Genomic DNA, 16,654 nt, shown 5'->3' with positions numbered 1-16,654 from the left:
CCATTTGCATTCGCCCTGTCCGGTGCGATACAGGCGCCGTCGCATGAACCGGAGGATCCGATGGCCAGCTATCAGTATGTCTACCACATGGAAGGCGTTTCCAAGACCTATCCGGGCGGCAAGAAATGTTTCGAAAACGTCCGTCTCAGCTTCCTGCCCGGCGTCAAGATCGGTGTCGTGGGCGTCAACGGCTCGGGGAAATCCACGCTGCTGCGCATCATGGCCGGCATGGACAAGGATTTCAGCGGCGAGGCATGGGCCGCCGAGGGCGCGAAGGTCGGCTACCTGCCGCAGGAGCCCGAACTTGACCCCAATCTTGACGTGCGCGGCAACGTCATGCTGGGCGTGGCGGCGAAACAGGCCAAGCTCGACAAGTACAACGAACTTGCGATGAATTACTCGGACGAGACCGCCGACGAGATGGCGGCGCTGCAGGACGAGATCGACGCGCAGAACCTGTGGGATCTGGACAGCCAGATCGACATCGCCATGGAGGCGCTGCGCTGCCCGGCGGACGATGCCGATGTCACCACCCTGTCGGGCGGCGAAAAGCGCCGCGTCGCGCTGTGCCAGCTGCTGCTGGAAGCGCCCGACATGCTGCTGCTCGACGAACCGACCAACCACCTTGATGCCGAAACCATCGCATGGCTGCAGAACCATCTGGTGGAGTACAAGGGCACGATCCTGATCGTGACCCACGACCGTTACTTCCTTGATGCCATCACCGGCTGGATCCTCGAACTCGACCGGGGCCGCGGCATCCCCTACGAGGGCAACTATTCCAGCTGGCTGGACCAGAAGGCCAAGCGCCTGCTGCAGGAAGCCCGCGAGGACAAGGCCAAGCAGAAGACGCTGGAACGCGAACTGGAATGGATGCGGCAGGGCGCCAAGGCGCGTCAGGCCAAGTCCAAGGCGCGGATCCAGTCCTATGAGAAGCTGGCCGACCAGTCGGTGCGCGAACGCGTCGGCAAGGCGCAGATCGTCATTCCGAACGGCGAGCGGCTGGGGGCCAAGGTTCTGGAGCTTGAGAACGTCAAGAAGGCGATGGGCGACAAGCTGCTGATCGAGAACCTGTCCTTTGCCCTGCCGCCCGGCGGCATCGTCGGCGTGATCGGTCCGAACGGCGCGGGCAAGTCGACCCTGTTCAAGATGATCACCGGTCAGGAACAGCCTGACGAGGGCACCATCACGCTCGGCAACACCGTGCAGCTGTCCTATGTCGACCAGTCGCGCGACGATCTGGACCCCGATGCCAACGTCTGGGAAGCGATCTCGGGCGGGGCGGAACTCATCAAGCTGGGCGATGCGGAAATCAACTCCCGCGCCTATTGCGGTGCCTTCAACTTCAAGGGCACCGACCAGCAGAAAAAGGTGGGCCTGCTGTCGGGCGGCGAACGCAACCGCGTGCACATGGCGCGGCTGCTGAAAGAGGGCGGCAACGTGCTGCTGCTCGACGAACCGACCAACGACCTGGACGTGGAAACCCTGCGGGCGCTGGAAGACGCGCTGGTGGATTTTGCGGGCTGCGCCGTGGTCATCTCGCACGACCGGTTCTTCCTTGACCGGATCTGCACGCATATCCTCGCCTTCGAAGGCGACGCCCATGTGGAATGGTTCGAAGGCAACTTCGAGGATTACGAAGAAGACAAGAAGCGGCGGCTTGGCACCGACGCGCTGGAACCGAAACGGGTGAAGTTCAAGAAATTCACCCGCTGATCCGCGACAATCCGCCGGTTTCCCGAAGACGAGACCTTTCCCCGTGCACGTTGTCGTGCGCGGGGATTTTCGTGACGGTGGCGGAGGAATACCTGACCTGACAGGCGGATGGCGTGGTGCCATCCTGCCGTAACCCTGACCCTTATCCCTGACCGGAGCCCGACATGACCCCGCATCCCGCCCCTTCGCAGCCGCAACAGCCGGAGCCGGAATTCCGCTTCACCGACTGGGCCATGCTCTAGGTCAGGCGAAAAGCCACGCTGCCGCCCACATGCCAAGCGCAAAGACGGTATGCGCCACCAGCCCCATCGCCCGCCCCTTCCAAGGGGTGGGCGTGCGCGACAGGGCCCAGCCCAGCCCCATGCCGGGATGCAGCAGGAACCAGCCCGCCGCGATGGTCACCAGCGAAAAAATCCAGAGCGGCAGGAACACCGGATCGGCGAGCCAGCCCCGCCCCGCCAGCAGCAGGAACGCGACGCCGTAGATGGCGCCGACCGCGTAGTGAAAGACCCAGCCGATCGCCACCTCGCCGGGCACCGGCTCTGCCGTGGCGATGCTGTCGTGAAACACCCGGCCCCGTGGCAGATGCGCCACCCAGCGCCCCGGATTGCGCCATGCGGGTTTGGGCATGCCTGCGGCCAGATGCAGCAGCAGCCCCCACAGGTCCATGGCGACCGTGCCGCCAAGCCCCATCACGATCCCCAGCCAAAACAGGTCCAGCATGTCCCTCTCCCTTTTCCCGGGGTCGACATGACCTCAGGGCAGGCGCCGATGCAAGCGTGCAAAGGCGCCAGACAGGGCTGGACAGACCGGCGGAGCCCGCCGGATTCCCGCGAATCCTCTTGAGATTTTGCCGATTTCATGCGAGTCTCTTGCCCGCTAGAACTCTATTCGACGACCAAGTTCCCTATCCGGCACGCAGTCATTCGAACCAGACGTGACTAAGCCGCGCTGTCGCACTCCCGCGGGCAGCACCGACAGGAACTTGAAAGGGTCAAACCCATGGCAACTGGCACCGTGAAGTGGTTCAACACCACCAAGGGCTACGGCTTTATCGCTCCCGATGGCGGCTCCAAGGACGTTTTCGTCCACATCTCCGCGGTCGAGCGTTCGGGCCTTACCGGCCTGAAGGACAATCAGAAGGTCACTTATGACCTGCAGGCAGGCCGGGATGGCCGCGAAAGCGCCATCAACATCCAGCTCGCCTAATTCGGTTCAGGTGGGGCGCCCAGCCCCGCAAGGAAGGGGCGGTCCACCGGGGCCGCCCCTTCTGTTATAGCAAGGTGCCGGGTTTGACCACCGGTCAAAGCCGCGTTCTGAAAAAGAATGGTCAGAACTTGCGGCGCGCCAGCCGCAGCGCCTGCGACACAAGCTGCGCCTTACCGCTGCGCCCGCGCTTGACCGGCTGGTGCCGCACCGGGCGGTTCGCGCCGCGCATCTTATGGCTGGCAAAGGCCTGAGCGGCCCGGCGAACGATCTTTCCAAGCGACATGCGGATCTCCTTCCTGTGGATCTGCGGCCCCATGGGGGCGATGCCGATCAACGGCTGGATGCAGGAATGGGTTCCCCAAGGCCCAGCCCTGCCGAATTTCGGCGCAGACCCGCCGGAAAACGCTTCCCCCCGACCATGCCCATGCGCGAGATTGCGCGCAGAGAGCCCCGCATTTCGGCTCCCGCCCTTTTTCCGGAGCAGCCCCGCCATGTCCGCGCCCCGCTATGACCTTGTGGTGATCGGCGCCGGCCCGGCGGGATCGGCGGCGGCGCTTTGCGCGGCGCGGGCGGGGCTGCGCGTGGCGCTGGTGGACAAGGCGCGCTTTCCCCGGGTGAAGCTCTGCGGCGGGCTGGTCACCGGCCGCGCGCTGCGGGCGCTGCGCCAGCCGCTGCCCGCCGACCTGCTGGAACGCCGCGACAGCCTGTCGTTTTTCGACCGTGGCGCCCCGCTTGGCCAGATCACCGGCGGCCCGCCCGTCTACCTGACCACCCGGCTCGGGCTTGACGCGCATCTGCTGGCGCAGGCGCTGCAGGCCGGGGCGGAGGATTTCACCGGACATCCCGTGGCGGGCCTTGCGCCCGGTTTCGTGCAGCTGCGCAACGGCGCCGCGCTGCGGGCCCCGCTGATCCTTGGCGCGGACGGGGTGAACAGCGCGGTGGCGCGGCATCTGTTCGGGCGCGCCTTCGATCCCGCCACCATCGGCTTTGCGCTGGAAATCGAGGCGCCGCCGTCAGAGGATCAGAGCCTGCAGGTGGATTTTGGCGTGGCGGCATGGGGCTATGGCTGGCGCTTCGCCAAATCCGGCAGCACCACCATCGGCGTGGGCGGGCTGCAGGCGCGCAATCCTGACATGAAGGCGCGGCTGGCGGCCTATCTGGCGCTGCTCCCCGATCAGGCGGGGGCGCGGGTGATGGGCCATCACCTGCCCTTTGGCGAACTGCGCCGGGTGCCGGGGCACGGGCGGATGCTGCTGGCGGGCGATGCGGCGGGGCTGGTCGATCCGATCACCGGCGAAGGCATCGCCCATGCGCTCCTGAGCGGCCATCTGGCGGCAGAGGCGGTGATCGCCGCCTTGGCCGCAGGGCGCCCCGACAGCGCCCTGCCCCGCTATGCCCGCGCGCTGGCCCCCACGCTGCGCGCGCTGCGCCACGCCCGGATGCTGCGCCCGCTGGTGTTTTCCGACCGTTGCGGCGGGCTGTTCCGGCAGGCCTTTCGCGACTCCGCCACGATGAAGCTGCGCTACATGGATCTGCTGGCCGGAGAGGTGGACTATGCCGCTCTGCTGCGCCGGGCCGCGTGGCGCCTGCCGCTCCGGCTGCTGCGGGGGCGTTAGCCGAACATCCGCCAGCCCGCCAGCAGGCGCAGCGCCGTGGTAAAGGTGCAGGCCGCAGCAAAGATCAGCGCCAAGGGCGCAAAGGCCTGCGGAAACAGGCAGAAAGCCACAAAAAGCGCGATGGTCTCTGCCCCCTCGGTCAGACCGCCCAGATAATAAATGCCCTTGCTGGGATAGTCCGCCGCTTTCAGCCCGCGCCGGTCCGCGATCAGCGAAAAGGCCAGAAAGGACGATCCCGTGCCGATGAAGCTGGCGATCAGCACCGCCGCAGGCAGCGCGTTCGCGGCGGGATCGGCAAGCGCAAATCCCAGCGGGAACAGCGCGTAGAACAGGAAATCCAGCGCGATGTCCAGAAAGGCGCCGCGATCCGTGGGGCCTGCCAGCCGCGCCACGGCCCCATCCAGCCCGTCCGCCAGCCGGTTGGCCAGCAGCCCCGCCAGCGCCAGCAGCGGCAGACCCGCCGCCGCAGCCCCCACCGCCAGCAGCCCCAGCGCAAAGCCCGCCAGCGTAAGGGTGTCCGCCCGCACGCCCTGCGCATGCAGGTGCTGCGCCAGCGGCTGCAGCAGGCGCCGCTGCAGCGGGGCAAGCCTTGCGTCGAACATGGGTTACGGCAGGCGGCGGGCGCGCAGCGCCATGACCTGCCGCAGCGTCTCGCGCGGGGGCACGGTGCGGAAGATGTCGCCCAGCATCGCCACATCGGCGCGGATCCCCGCCACCCAGCCGCCGCGCTTGGCGTGTTTCCACGGGCTTTCGACCTCGGGCCAGCGCACCACGGCGACCTGCAGCCCCGCCTCCAGCCAGAGCCGGTTGATGAACACCTCCAGCCCGAAGCGCGGCAGGGCGCGCAGCCGGTCGGTGCGCCCGGTCAGCAGCGCGCGCGGCATCACCCGTTCGCCCGAGATGTAATCAATGCCGATCAGCCGCCAGATCAGCGGCGCGTTGCGGCGCAGGCTGATCGCGGCCCCGGCGCGGCCCGACAGCACCGGCTCTGCCAGCGCGGTGATCTGCGCGGCATCAAGGCCCAGCAGGTCACTGTCCAGCAGCAGCAGGCAGCGGCCCTCTGCCGCCTCGATGCCCGTGGCCACGGCGCGGCTCTTGCCGCCGTTCTGCGGCTGACGCAGCACGCGCAGCTGCGGATGCTGCGCCAGATACCGCTCCGCCACCTCCGCCGTCTCGTCCTGCGAGCCGTCATCCACCACGATCACCTCGGTGATGAGCGGATGCGCCAGCACCGCCTCCAGCACTGCGGCGATGCGCGGCGCCTCGTTATAGGCGGGGATGATGCAGCTCAGCTCGGTCACCGGCGCAGGCCCTTGACGCTTTTGCGGAACACCCATGCCGCCCCGGCCAGCACCATGGCCCCCAGCACCACCAGCGAGGCGCGGGCGATCCAGTTGTCGATCTGGCTGTAGGCGGAGCCCAGCGTGTAGCCCAGCACCACGAAGAACAGGCTTTTCGGGATGGTGGCCAGCAGGTTGACCCAGAAGAACCGCCACAGCGACATGCGCGCCAGCCCCGCCGCCACAAGGATCGGCGCCCCGGCGGTATGGGTCAGCTTGCCAAAGACCAGCGTACGACCACCCTTTTCGTGGAAATGTCCCGCCAGCGAGGCAAGCCGGACCCGGTTCAGCCCCAGCTTCACCAGCCAAGGCTGCGGCAGGCGGTTCAGCCCCCAGCGCCCCAGCGCGTAATACAGCATGTCGCCCACGATATCGGCGACGATGACCACGATGGCCACGCTCCAGATGTCCAGCAGGCCACGGCTGGCCAGCCATGCGGCGATGACCGTGACGATGGGGCCTTCCAGCATCGCGATGGGTGCAAGAATCGCGAGGCCGTCCTTCACGATCAGCGCGGTTACCGTTTCTAGTCCGATCACACCGTTACTCCGACGTGCCGGAAATCCGCTCCGGCGTCATATCCGTGCCGCGCCAGGTGATGCCGCGCCCTGCCCATGTGGCGATCCACAGCGGCAGCAGCAAGAGGTCACGCAAAATCATCGCGGCCAGATCCCGCGCCCCGGCGGGCCAGCCCGCAAGCCGGGCCAGTCCCAGTTCCGCCATATACCAGAGCAGCATCAGTCCTGCCAGAGCAGGCACCAGAGGCACAACGCCCGTCAGGCCAAGTCCCGCCACCGCGACCAGCGGCAGAACCGGGCCCTGCGCGATCTCGGCCAGAAACAGCATCGGGAAGCCGTCGCGCCGCACCCGCGACCAGCGCAGCTGCCGGTCCCAGACGCTGCGGGCGGTGCGATGCCCCACCGGCTGCGCAAAAAGCCGCTGCGCCAGCCGCACCCGCAGCCCCTGCGCGCGCACCAGCCGGGTGGAGGCCACGTCTTCGGCCAGCTTGCGCCCCAGCGCGGCCAGCCCGCCGCCCGCCTCCAGCACCTCGCGGCGCCAGAACAGCGTCTTGCCCTGCGCAAAGCCCTGCCCCAGCTCGTCCGCCGCCAGCTGCCAGCGCGCCTGGGAACTGTTCAGGAAGGCGCATTCCACCGCCCCCCAGAAATTCGCCGGGCGCGTGCCCACCGGCGGGGCCGAGACCAGCCCGGTATCCTCGCGCCAGACCGCCATCAGGCGGCGCAGATAATCGCGGTCCAGCAGCAGGTTGCTGTCGGTCATCACCAGCCAGTCGCTGGTGGCGGCCTCGTAGCCCTTGAACAGGTTGTTGAGTTTGGGATTGCCCGAAAGCCGCGTGTCGCCGATCAGAAGCTGCGCCCGCACCTGCGGATGGTCGGCGATCAGCCGCCGCACCAGCGGCACGGCGGCGTCACTGTCGCGCGCGGCGCAGAAGATCACCTCGTATTCGGGGTAATCCTGCTCGAAGGAGGACCGCAGGGTTTCCTCGTCAAAGGCATCCAGCCCGCAGATCGGGCGGATCAGCGACAGGGACGGCAGGTGCTGGGGGTCGGGCGGCTCGGGCCGCAGATAGCGCAGGGCGGCCAGTGCCGCGCTCAGCAGATGCACGGCAAGGGTGAAGGCCAGAATGCCCGCCAGCAGCAGCGTCACGTCGCAGCCCCCCCGGCCAGTGCGCCCCCTTCGGCAGAGGTGCCGCTGCTGGGGCGGCTTGCCGGAACCGGCACCCGCTCATAGGCCAGAAGCTGCAGGCGCCCGTCAAAATCCTCGACCAGCGCGGTCAGGCTGTCGACCCAGTCGCCGCAATTGGCATAGGTCATCTGGCCATGGGTGCGCACGCCCGGCTTGTGGGAATGGCCGCAGATCACCCCGGTGGCGCCTGCCGCCTCGGCAAGCTTGGTCAGCTTGGTTTCGAACCCGTCGCCCATGGCCAGCATGTTGTAGGACCACGCATAGATCCGGTCGATGAAGCTGCGTTCCCAGTCGGTGAGCCCGGCGCGGCGGCGCATCCAGCCATCCACCTGCCGCATGCTGGCATCGATGCGGCTGCCCAGCCGGGTCATCAGATGCCAGCGCAGGAAACGCGGATCGCACTGGTCGCCATGCAGCACCAGATAGCTGCGGCCATCGGCGGCGCGGTGCAGGGCGGCCTCGCAGATCTCCCAGCCTTCGACCCGGGCTCCGGGGGTGCGCATCGCCGCATCGTGGTTGCCGGGCAGATAGACCACCCGCGTGCCCCGGGCCGCGCGCGCGCGCAGATCGCCCAGCACTGCATCATGACGCGGGGTCCAGTGCAGGCGCCCGCCATGCCACAGGTCGAAGATGTCCCCCACCAGATAGATCGTCTCGGCCTCGACCCCGCGCAGAAATTCCTGAACCGGTCCGACCCGGCAGGCCCGCGCGCCCAGATGAAGGTCCGAGATGAAGAGACTGCGATACGATTTGGGGGCATTCCTGCCAACGGAACGGGATGGCATCCGGGCCTCTTCCTTCGTTATGCGCCCGCGTTATCGCGGCTTCGTGTATCGTGCATGTGACGATATCTGGCGAGAAACGCGAAGCCTTGTCCGTTGGTTCCGCACTGCGGCAAGATTTTCGCACCCACAGGACCGCCGAAAGGGCGCGCGGGGCATCCACCCCGCACGCCCCCGCAAAAGGAAACGCCCCGCCCGGCGCGGGGCCCTGCGTCACACCGTCGGCACCGTCCCGCCGTCGATGGTGTATTCCGTGCCGCTGATCGTGGGCGCGCGGTCAGAGACCAGAAAGGCGATGAGGCTCGCGACGTTCTCCGGGCTGGACGGGCGGCCAAGCGGAATGCCCCCCAGCGACTGCATGATCAGCGCCTTGCCGCCCTCGTAATCGGTGCCCGCTTCGGCAGCCAGCCGCTCGGCCAGCCGGACCGAGGCATCGGTCTCGATCCAGCCCGGAGAGACCCGGACCACGCGGACGCCTTTCGGGGCCACCTCTTTCGACAGGCTCTTGCTGTAGGTGGACAGCGCCGCCTTGGCCGCCGCATAGGCGGTGGTGGCTTCCGGCAGGGGCAGCACGCTCTGGATCGAAGTGACGTGGATCACCACCCCCCGCCCCCGCGCCACCATCCCGGGCAGCAGGACGCGGTCCAGCCTGACCGCCGGGAACAGGTTCAGATCCAGTTCGCGGTGCCAGATCTCGTCGGTCAGCGCGGCATGGCCGCCGCCCGGGGCAGAGGATCCACCCAGCATGTGCACCACGATGTCGATCTCTCCCAGCCGGTCATGGACGGCCTGCGCGACGCTGGCGCAGCCTTCGGGCGTGGTCAGATCGGCGGCCACGAACAGCGCCGGGTCAACCCCCTCCGGCAGCGTCCGCGCCGTGGTCAGCACGGTCGCGCCAAGCTCGCGCAGCAGCGCCACGGTGGCCGCGCCGGCGCCCTGCGTGCCGCCGGTGACCAGCGCCCGCGCCCCGGTCAGGTCGAGAAAGCCGCTCATCCGCGAATCTCCAGCCGCGAGATCCGGTCGCCCGCCAGCGCGAAGGTGAAGGTCAGGACCGCAGGGCTGCCCGGAAAGGTGCCGGTGACTTCGGCGCGGACCACCGACCCGCCCTCGGTGACGCTCTGTTCCAGCGGGGTGGCGGTGGCGGCATAGTCGGCCTTGGCCTTCTGCCACCACGCCCGGATCGCCTCCGGCCCCTCATGGGTCTTGCCTTCGTCATGGACGATGGCATCGGCGGCAAAGGTCTGGGCCAGCGCCGCGCCATCACCGCGCGCATCGGCCTCGAAATAGCTCTGAATCGGCTCGGGAAGGTTCATTGGTCCACTCCTTGTCTTGGTTGCCCTCACTATCTACCCCTTGCCCGGCATCCCGATTAGAGGGACAAAGCGGCATGCGCTGATGAGGGAACCGGGATAATGCGGGGCGTCGGGCTGAAAGATCTGGAGGCGGTGCTGGCCATCGCGCGCAACGGTTCGTTCCGGGCGGCGGCGCTGGATCTGGACATGTCCAGCACGGCGCTGTCCCACGCCATCGCGCAGCTGGAATCCGGGCTGGGGGTGCGCCTCTTCAACCGCACGACGCGCAGCGTGGCCCTGACCGAGGCGGGGCGGCAGTTCGTCGACCGGATCGGCCCCGCGCTGTCGGATATCGGCACCGCGATGGAGGAAGCGCGGTCGCAGGCCGAAACGCCCTCGGGCATGGTCCGCATCAATGCCTCGGCCTTGGCCGGGCAGCAGATCCTGTCCGGTCTGGTGCTGGAATTCCTGCGGCGCTATCCCAAGATGCAGGTCGATCTGGCCACGGACGAGCGGCTTGTCGACATCGTGGCGGAAAATTTCGACCTTGGGGTCAGGGTCCGCGATCTGGTGCCCAGCGACATGATCGCCCTCTCGCTCGGGCATCCGCAGCGCTATGCCGTGGTGGCCTCGCCCGACTACTTCGCCCGTCACCCGCCGCCACAGAATCCCGCCGACCTCAAATCCCATGCCTGCCTGCGGGCGCGCCTGCCCAACGGGGCGCTGTTCCGCTGGCATTTCGAACGGCAGGGCGAAACGGTGCTGGTCGACGTGCCCGGTCGGCTGACGCTGGACGAGGCCGGCGTGGCGCGGCGTGCCGTGCTGGAGGGGGCGGGAATCGGGATCTTCCTAGAGCAGAGCGTGACGGACGATCTGGCCGCCGGGCGGATGATCCGCTGTCTGGAGGACTGGACGCCGCCGCGGTCGGAGCTTTGCCTCTATTATCCCGGTCGGCGCCATCCCTCTGCCGGGGTCGCGGCCTTTCTCGCGCTGGCGCGCGAGGTCACGTCGCAGCAGCGCCCGCCACGCAGCTGATCCGGAAGGCCAGACAGCAAAAAGCCGCGCGGAGCACCGGCGCGGCGGATAGACTGTTATATGGAGGAGGGAATAAGTGTGCTGGATGTTTGGGAAATCTGCCTGACTATCGATCAGGCGGGCTTTCCCGTTTATTCCCGCCACCTTCCTGAAGGAAGGTGGCGGACCGAGGAGGATTCGAACCCCCGACCCCTTGATTCGTAGTCAAGTACTCTATCCAGCTGAGCTATCGGTCCGTGAGGGCGGGGAATAGACTCAGTGCGGAGGGGATGCAAGAGACAATCTGAAGGTTTTTTGAAAGAAGCTGCCTGCCCTTGCGGCAGCTTCTGCATTTATCCCACATCGCCCATGGGCAGGCGGATTTCAAAGCTGGTGCCGGTCTCGCCGGTGTCCAGCAGGCGCAGCGTGCCGCCATGATTGCGCACAAGCTCTGTCACGATGGCCAGACCCAGCCCCGCGCCCCCCTTGCGCGCGCCGCCCTGAAACGGCTGGAACAGATGTTCGCGCGCCTTCAGCGGCAGGCCGGGCCCGGTATCGGTCACGTCGATCACCCATGCGTCTTCCTCGACCCGCGCGGCAACCGAGATCTCGCCGCTCTGCCCCGAGCCCAGAATCGCCTGCCGCGCGTTGCGCACCAGATTGGCGATGGCGCGGTAGATCTGTTCGGGATCGCCGCGAATCTGCAGCGTGGCGGGAATATCCTCGGACAGCGACAGATCATGGTCGCCGATGGCCAGCCGCTCCGCCTCCAGCACCTCGTTGACCAGCTCCGCAAGGTTGAACTGGGTCAGCACCGGTGTCGGCTCTTCGGCCTTGCCGAAGGCCAGCGTGCTTTCGCACAGCGACACGGCACGGGTGATCGACCCCACCAGCTTCGGCGCCATGCGCTTGACCGCCGGATCCTCGGACATCTCGATACGGTCGGTAAAAAGCTGCGCCGAGGTCAGGATGTTGCGCAGGTCATGGCTGACCCGCGCCACGGCGCCGCCCAGCTGGGCCAGCCGTTCCTTCTGCCGCAGCGACTGCGACAGCTGGGTCTGCATGGATTGCAGCGCCTCCTCCGCCTCGCGCAGTTCGCGCACGCGCGACGTGGGCGAGATGATGCGCCGCATGTCTTCCGGCGCCTCGGCATAGCGCTGCATATGGCCCACCACGCTTTTGATCGGGCGCACCAGCAGGCGCTGCACCGCCAGAAACAGCAGCAGCGCCGCCACCAGAGAGATGAAGGCCGACAGCACCAGCACCCGCAGGCCATAATCCAGCAGCGCCTCGCGCAGCGGCGCGCTTTCCATCGTGACCTCGATCAGTTCGCCGCCATCCTGCTGCGGATAGCCCAGCACCCGGATCAGCCGCGGCCCCGGATCGGCCAGCCGCACCATCGCATCCTTCATCAGCGTGAAAGGCCCGTCCTGCCGCAGGTCATAGGTGACATCGACAGAGCCGGGCAGCGGCGAGGACAGCACCAGTTCGCGCGTGGCGTCGCGCTGCAGCACCACGTTATAGACGCCCGCGTTTTCCAGAAGCTCCCGTTCCAGATCGGGGTCGATCATGGCATCGGCCAGCAGCGCCAGCGAGGCGATCTGCGCCCGTTCCAGCCGGTCGAGCAGAAAATCCGCGCGGAACCGCGCGACCGAGGGCACAAAGATCAGCACTTCGGCCAGCATCACAAAGACCATTGTGAGGATCAGGAAGCGGCCGGACAGCGAATTGAACATCTGGATGCGTCTTGGACCTTCAGGGCAGCATGCGTTGCACCAGTCGTGTGGCAGATTTGACCACACGGGACTGGAACAATCGAGGAGCGAAATAGGTTCCTGCCGCGCGTTTGTTAAGCTCTGTCAGCGTGGGATAGGGCGCGACCATGCCCGCGACCTGCCCGATCTTCAGCCGCGCGGACAATGCCAGCGCCCAGAGCCCGATCAGCTCTCCGGCCTGCGCGCCCGCGATGGACACGCCCACCGGACGGCCCCGATGCACCATCAGCTTCAGCAGCCCGGTGGTCTGGCGCCCGGCGATGGCGCGGTCATTGTGATGCAGCGGCTCGCGGATCACCTGCAGCGCCGTGCCATACCGCAGGCGAGCCTGCGCCTCGGTCAGGCCGACCTGCGCCAGTTCGGGGCGGGTATAGGTGGCGCGCGGCACGATGTCGGGCCGCACCCGGGCGGGCAGGCCGAACAGCACCGCGCGCAGCACGATGCCCGCGTGATAGCCCGCCAGATGGGTGAACTGCCCCTGCCCCGCCACATCGCCCACCGCATAGACGCGGCGGTTGGTGCTGCGCAGCCGCGCATCGGTGCGGATGCCCTGCGGCCCGGTCTCGATCCCCGCGCGGTCCAGATCCAGCCCCTCCAGCGCAGGGCGCCGCCCCGTCGCCACCAGCAGATGCGAGCCCGCCACCTGCCGCCCGTCCGCCAGCCGCAGCGCCACGCCGTCTTGCTGCGCCGCGACTTCGGTCACCGCCTGCCCTTCCAGCAGCGTCACGCCATCGCCGCGCAGCGCGTCCAGCACGACCGCCGCCATCTCGCCATCCTCGCGGGCCAGCGCACGCTTGGCCTCCACCACCGTGACGCGGCTGCCCAGACGGCGGAAGGCCTGCGCCATTTCCAGCCCGATCGGCCCGCCACCCAGAATCAGCAGATGCTCGGGCAGCCGGTCCAGATCCCACAGCGTTTCATTGGTAAGGTAGGGCACCGTCTCCAGCCCCGGCAGCGGCGGGATCAGCGGCTTTGACCCGGTGGCCAGCACGATGCGGCGGGCGCGGATCACATGCGGCCCCGCCTGCACCTCGTCCCGCGACAGGAACCGCCCCGAATGGCGCAGCACGGTGACGCCCAGCCCCTCGAACCGCTCCTGACTGTCCATCGGCTCGATCCGGGCGATGCTGTCGCGGATATGCGCGCGCAGCCCGGCCCAGTCGATGCGCGCGGGCGGCAGGATCACACCGAACATGTCCGCCCCCACCGGCGCATGAGCCCGGTCGGCGGCGGCGATCAGCGCCTTCGACGGCACGCAGCCGAAATTCAGGCAGTCGCCGCCCATCAGCCCGCGTTCCAGCAGCACCACACGCGCGCCCATCTGCGCCGCCCCGGCCGCAACCGAAAGCCCGCCAGAGCCCGCGCCGATCACCAGCAGATCGGTCTCCATCCTGTGGCCTGTCATGCCTGCTCCTGCCTGCCTTACACCTGTCCGCGTCCGCGGATCATCCTGATCAACATGGGCAGTGCCGCCAGGAGGGCAAGCCCCAGCACCGGCCCCAGCACCGCGGGCGACCACAGGATCGACAGATCCGGCGTCTCGCCCCGGTCGAACACGGCGCCCACCCCCACGCCAAGCGAGGTGAAGACCAGCGCGCCCGGCACGATGCCCACCGCCGTGGTCCATGCAAAATTGCGCAGCCGCACCCCCACCAGCGCAGGCAGCAGATTCGCCACGAAAAACGGCACCACCGGCAGCAGGCGCAGCAGCAGCAGCACGCTGACCTCGTTTTCCGCCAGCCGGGTCTTCAGCCGCGCCAGCGTGCCGTCAGAGGCTGAAATCCGTGCCGCCAGCGCCCGCCCCAGCCCGGCCCGCGCCGCGACAAAGATCAGCACCGCGCCAATCGTGGCCGCCGTGACGTTCAGCGCCGTGCCCGCCGCCAGCCCGAACAGAAACCCGCCCGTCACCGACGCGACCGAGGCGCCCGGCAGCGAAAACGCCACCATCAGCACATAGGCTGCCAGAAACCCCGCCACGACCAGCGGGTAATTGGCATCGCGCAGCGCCAGCAGCCCGTCGCGATGCGTGCGCAGGGTGTCAAAGCTGATCTGGTCGCGCAGCAGCACCGCCCCCGTGACCGCCCCCACGGCGATCAGGACCAGCGGCAGATGCCGCAGCAGCGCCCACGACGAGGAAACGGTCTGGCTCATGCCGCGCAGGATGCGCCGCATCCGTCTTATGCGCGAGCCCCCTCACGCGAGCTTGATCGCGGCATGGCCAAAACCGCCATCTTGGCCAAGAATGTTGTCGCCCCCGCCCCGAAGAGGTTTGACATGCGGCGCCCGTCTCCCTATAGCCCAGTCCTCGAATGACATCGGGCCCGGCGATTCCGCTTCGGGCCCGCCTGCACAGGATGGCCGGAGACGGATCATGCGGTTCAGGCATCCCTGTAGACACGAAGACACCGCGGTCTCCCTCGGAGACCCGATCAGACGGAGAAGAGCGCGATGAAACGCACCTTTCAGCCTTCGAACCTTGTTCGCAAGCGCCGCCACGGCTTCCGCGCCCGCATGGCCACCAAAGGTGGTCGCGCGGTCCTGAACGCCCGCCGGGCGCGCGGCCGCAAGCGGCTCAGCGCCTGAGCCGCGCGCTCTGCCCATGGCGGAGCGAGGCCCCCATCCCTCCGCGAAGGCCGCTTCGGGCAGCACCCGGGCGGCCTTTCCGCTTGGCCTGCCCACGACCCCGGACCCGGAGCGCCCCTTGGTGACACCGCTGGAGATCCTGCGCAAACGCGCTGATTTTCTGGCAGCGGCACGGGCGCGGCGGATGCCCGTGACGTCGATGCTGGTGCAGGCGCGGTTCCGCGACGACGGATCGCCCGCGATCCGCGTAGGCTTCACCTGTTCCAAGAAGGTGGGCAACGCGGTGGCGCGCAACCGGGCCAAACGGCGGCTGCGCGAAGTGGCGCGGCTGGTGCTGCCCGGCCTTGGCCGCCCCGGCTGGGATTACGTGCTGATCGGACGCGCCGGCGCCACTGCCGAGCGCGATTTCCTGTTGATGCAGGGCGATGTGACCTTTGCCCTGCGCAAGCTGCACAAGCCGGGTCCATGACCCCGCTGGCGCGCCTTGCCGCCCTGCCCGTGCATGCCTACCGGCTGGTGTTTTCGCCTTGGGTCGGGCATGGCTGTCGCTATCAGCCGACCTGTTCCGCCTATGCGCTGGAGGCGCTGGACAAGCATGGCGCGCTGCGCGGAAGCTGGCTCGCGCTGCGCCGCATCCTGCGCTGCCACCCTCTGGGCGGGTCCGGCATCGACAACGTCCCCGACTGAGGTAGCCCCATGTTCGATGATGACGACGCCACCGACATCCACCCGCTGTTCTACGGCGCGCCCAAGACCACGGAATTCAAGAAGCTGCGCAAGCGCATCGTGCAGAACGTGCGCGAGGCGGTGGAACAGTATGGCATGGTGGAACCGGGCGCGCGCTGGCTGGTCTGCCTGTCGGGCGGCAAGGACAGCTACACCCTGCTGGCGATTCTCTATGAACTGAAATGGCGCGGCCTGCTGCCGGTGGATCTGCTGGCCTGCAATCTGGATCAGGGCCAGCCCGGCTTTCCCGCGACGGTGCTGCCGGAATTCCTGCAGCGCATGGGCGTGCCGCACCGGATCGAATATCAGGACACCTATTCCATCGTGGTGGACAAGGTGCCGCAGGGCCGGACCTATTGCGCGCTCTGTTCGCGGCTGCGGCGCGGCAACCTCTATCGCATCGCGCGCGAGGAAGGCTGCTCTGCCGTGGTGCTGGGCCATCATCGCGACGACATCCTCGAGACGTTCTTCATGAACCTCTTTCACGGCGGACGGCTGGCCACCATGCCGCCGAAACTGGTGAACGAGGAGGGCGACCTGTTCCTTTACCGCCCGCTGGCCCATGTCGCCGAGGCCGATTGCGAAAAATTCGCCCGAGCCATGCAATATCCCATCATCCCCTGCGACCTCTGCGGCAGTCAGGACGGGCTGCAGCGCCAGCAGGTGAAGCAAATCCTTGACGGGTGGGAGAAAAACTCTCCCGGACGGCGGCAGGTGATGTTCCGCGCGCTGACCAATATCCGGCCCTCGCACATGCTGGATCCGAAGATTTTCGACTTCCTCGGGCTGCAGCGCGATCTTTCTGAGAAAACTCCGAACGATATTCCCGATCTGCGTTAAGCTCCGGGTCACTCTGCTGTTCTAGTCCTGTTCGAGGACGGGACACATGCAGGGGGT

At 67.7% G+C, this 16,654-nt stretch carries 20 protein-coding genes and 1 tRNA gene; 8 read left to right on the top strand and 13 right to left on the bottom strand.

Going from position 1 to position 16,654, the window contains the following annotated elements; genetic code table 11:
* The first annotated feature begins 60 nt into the window (after window positions 1-60).
* Window positions 61-1,716 (top strand): energy-dependent translational throttle protein EttA, encoded by a 1,656-nt coding sequence (ettA, locus tag VK682_RS05625; protein WP_089843494.1) that lies wholly within the window; start codon window positions 61-63, stop codon window positions 1,714-1,716.
* A gap of 243 nt (window positions 1,717-1,959) precedes the next feature.
* Here the strand turns inward: ettA and VK682_RS05620 are convergent, their stop codons facing one another.
* Window positions 1,960-2,439 (bottom strand): DUF2938 domain-containing protein, encoded by a 480-nt coding sequence (locus VK682_RS05620; RefSeq protein WP_230795965.1) that lies wholly within the window; start codon window positions 2,437-2,439, stop codon window positions 1,960-1,962.
* A gap of 279 nt (window positions 2,440-2,718) precedes the next feature.
* Here VK682_RS05620 and VK682_RS05615 point away from each other — a divergent pair, with 279 nt between their 5' ends.
* Window positions 2,719-2,925, top strand: coding sequence for a cold-shock protein (locus VK682_RS05615; RefSeq protein ID WP_089843501.1), 207 nt, complete (start codon window positions 2,719-2,721; stop codon window positions 2,923-2,925).
* A gap of 121 nt (window positions 2,926-3,046) precedes the next feature.
* On the opposite strand, the gene VK682_RS05610 is transcribed toward VK682_RS05615, so the two are convergent.
* Complete coding sequence (locus tag VK682_RS05610) at window positions 3,047-3,208, bottom strand: hypothetical protein (protein WP_165616720.1); 162 nt, start codon at window positions 3,206-3,208, stop codon at window positions 3,047-3,049.
* Window positions 3,209-3,416: 208 nt separating this feature from the next.
* Here VK682_RS05610 and VK682_RS05605 point away from each other — a divergent pair, with 208 nt between their 5' ends.
* Complete coding sequence (locus VK682_RS05605) at window positions 3,417-4,541, top strand: geranylgeranyl reductase family protein (protein ID WP_230795967.1); 1,125 nt, start codon at window positions 3,417-3,419, stop codon at window positions 4,539-4,541.
* Here the strand turns inward: VK682_RS05605 and VK682_RS05600 are convergent.
* The 7 genes from VK682_RS05600 to VK682_RS05570 all read right to left on the bottom strand — a co-directional run bounded on the left by VK682_RS05600 (window position 4,538) and on the right by VK682_RS05570 (window position 9,680).
* Entirely contained in the window at window positions 4,538-5,143 is a 606-nt protein-coding gene (locus VK682_RS05600; RefSeq protein ID WP_230795969.1) for a CDP-alcohol phosphatidyltransferase family protein, read from the bottom strand. The genes VK682_RS05605 and VK682_RS05600 overlap by 4 nt on opposite strands.
* A 3-nt stretch (window positions 5,144-5,146) precedes the next feature.
* Window positions 5,147-5,842, bottom strand: a complete 696-nt coding sequence (locus tag VK682_RS05595; RefSeq protein WP_230795971.1) for a glycosyltransferase family 2 protein — start codon at window positions 5,840-5,842, stop codon at window positions 5,147-5,149.
* Entirely contained in the window at window positions 5,839-6,420 is a 582-nt protein-coding gene (locus VK682_RS05590; protein ID WP_230795973.1) for a DedA family protein, read from the bottom strand. Before VK682_RS05590 ends, VK682_RS05595 begins: the two co-directional genes overlap by 4 nt.
* A gap of 4 nt (window positions 6,421-6,424) precedes the next feature.
* Complete coding sequence (locus tag VK682_RS05585; RefSeq protein ID WP_269061985.1) at window positions 6,425-7,540, bottom strand: ceramide glucosyltransferase; 1,116 nt, start codon at window positions 7,538-7,540, stop codon at window positions 6,425-6,427.
* Window positions 7,541-7,542: 2 nt separating this feature from the next.
* Complete coding sequence (locus VK682_RS05580; RefSeq protein WP_089843524.1) at window positions 7,543-8,370, bottom strand: UDP-2,3-diacylglucosamine diphosphatase; 828 nt, start codon at window positions 8,368-8,370, stop codon at window positions 7,543-7,545.
* A 210-nt stretch (window positions 8,371-8,580) separates the two neighbouring features.
* On the bottom strand, window positions 8,581-9,360 hold the full coding sequence (locus VK682_RS05575) for an SDR family oxidoreductase (RefSeq protein WP_230795975.1): 780 nt from the start codon (window positions 9,358-9,360) through the stop codon (window positions 8,581-8,583).
* Complete coding sequence (locus tag VK682_RS05570; protein WP_230795976.1) at window positions 9,357-9,680, bottom strand: nuclear transport factor 2 family protein; 324 nt, start codon at window positions 9,678-9,680, stop codon at window positions 9,357-9,359. Before VK682_RS05570 ends, VK682_RS05575 begins: the two co-directional genes overlap by 4 nt.
* Before the next feature lie 99 nt (window positions 9,681-9,779).
* On the opposite strand from VK682_RS05570, the gene VK682_RS05565 reads away from it, so the two are divergent.
* Complete coding sequence (locus VK682_RS05565; protein ID WP_230795977.1) at window positions 9,780-10,694, top strand: LysR family transcriptional regulator; 915 nt, start codon at window positions 9,780-9,782, stop codon at window positions 10,692-10,694.
* Between the two features lie 159 nt (window positions 10,695-10,853).
* On the opposite strand, the gene VK682_RS05560 is transcribed toward VK682_RS05565, so the two are convergent.
* The 4 genes from VK682_RS05560 to VK682_RS05545 form a co-directional block, all read right to left on the bottom strand.
* Window positions 10,854-10,930: transfer RNA gene (locus VK682_RS05560), tRNA-Arg, on the bottom strand.
* A gap of 96 nt (window positions 10,931-11,026) precedes the next feature.
* The gene (locus tag VK682_RS05555) at window positions 11,027-12,409 is read right to left on the bottom strand and encodes a sensor histidine kinase (RefSeq protein ID WP_089843540.1); all 1,383 of its coding nucleotides are present in this window, start codon (window positions 12,407-12,409) and stop codon (window positions 11,027-11,029) included.
* Window positions 12,410-12,428: 19 nt separating this feature from the next.
* Complete coding sequence (locus VK682_RS05550) at window positions 12,429-13,853, bottom strand: dihydrolipoyl dehydrogenase family protein (RefSeq protein WP_230795978.1); 1,425 nt, start codon at window positions 13,851-13,853, stop codon at window positions 12,429-12,431.
* 17 nt (window positions 13,854-13,870) lie between these two features.
* On the bottom strand, window positions 13,871-14,599 hold the full coding sequence (locus VK682_RS05545) for a TVP38/TMEM64 family protein (protein WP_324781547.1): 729 nt from the start codon (window positions 14,597-14,599) through the stop codon (window positions 13,871-13,873).
* Window positions 14,600-14,896: 297 nt separating this feature from the next.
* Between VK682_RS05545 and rpmH the strand changes: the two genes are divergently transcribed.
* The 4 genes from rpmH to ttcA are packed head-to-tail and all read left to right on the top strand — an operon-like array spanning window position 14,897 to window position 16,597.
* Window positions 14,897-15,031 carry a 50S ribosomal protein L34 gene (gene rpmH / locus VK682_RS05540; protein ID WP_008884025.1) on the top strand — a complete coding sequence of 45 codons (135 nt, stop codon included), beginning with the start codon at window positions 14,897-14,899 and terminating at the stop codon, window positions 15,029-15,031.
* A gap of 16 nt (window positions 15,032-15,047) precedes the next feature.
* Window positions 15,048-15,500: a ribonuclease P protein component gene (gene rnpA / locus VK682_RS05535; RefSeq protein ID WP_230795980.1), complete on the top strand. Its 453-nt coding sequence runs from the start codon at window positions 15,048-15,050 to the stop codon at window positions 15,498-15,500.
* Window positions 15,497-15,718, top strand: a complete 222-nt coding sequence (gene yidD / locus VK682_RS05530; RefSeq protein ID WP_089843553.1) for a membrane protein insertion efficiency factor YidD — start codon at window positions 15,497-15,499, stop codon at window positions 15,716-15,718. The genes rnpA and yidD overlap by 4 nt, the downstream gene beginning before the upstream one ends.
* Window positions 15,719-15,727: 9 nt before the next feature.
* Window positions 15,728-16,597, top strand: coding sequence for a tRNA 2-thiocytidine(32) synthetase TtcA (gene ttcA, locus VK682_RS05525; protein ID WP_089843556.1), 870 nt, complete (start codon window positions 15,728-15,730; stop codon window positions 16,595-16,597).
* The last annotated feature ends 57 nt before the right edge of the window (window positions 16,598-16,654 follow it).

Origin of the sequence: Salipiger marinus (assembly GCF_035481585.1) — a bacterium.
GTDB lineage: Bacteria > Pseudomonadota > Alphaproteobacteria > Rhodobacterales > Rhodobacteraceae > Salipiger > Salipiger marinus.
This window is presented reverse-complemented; position numbering and strand designations above follow the sequence as displayed.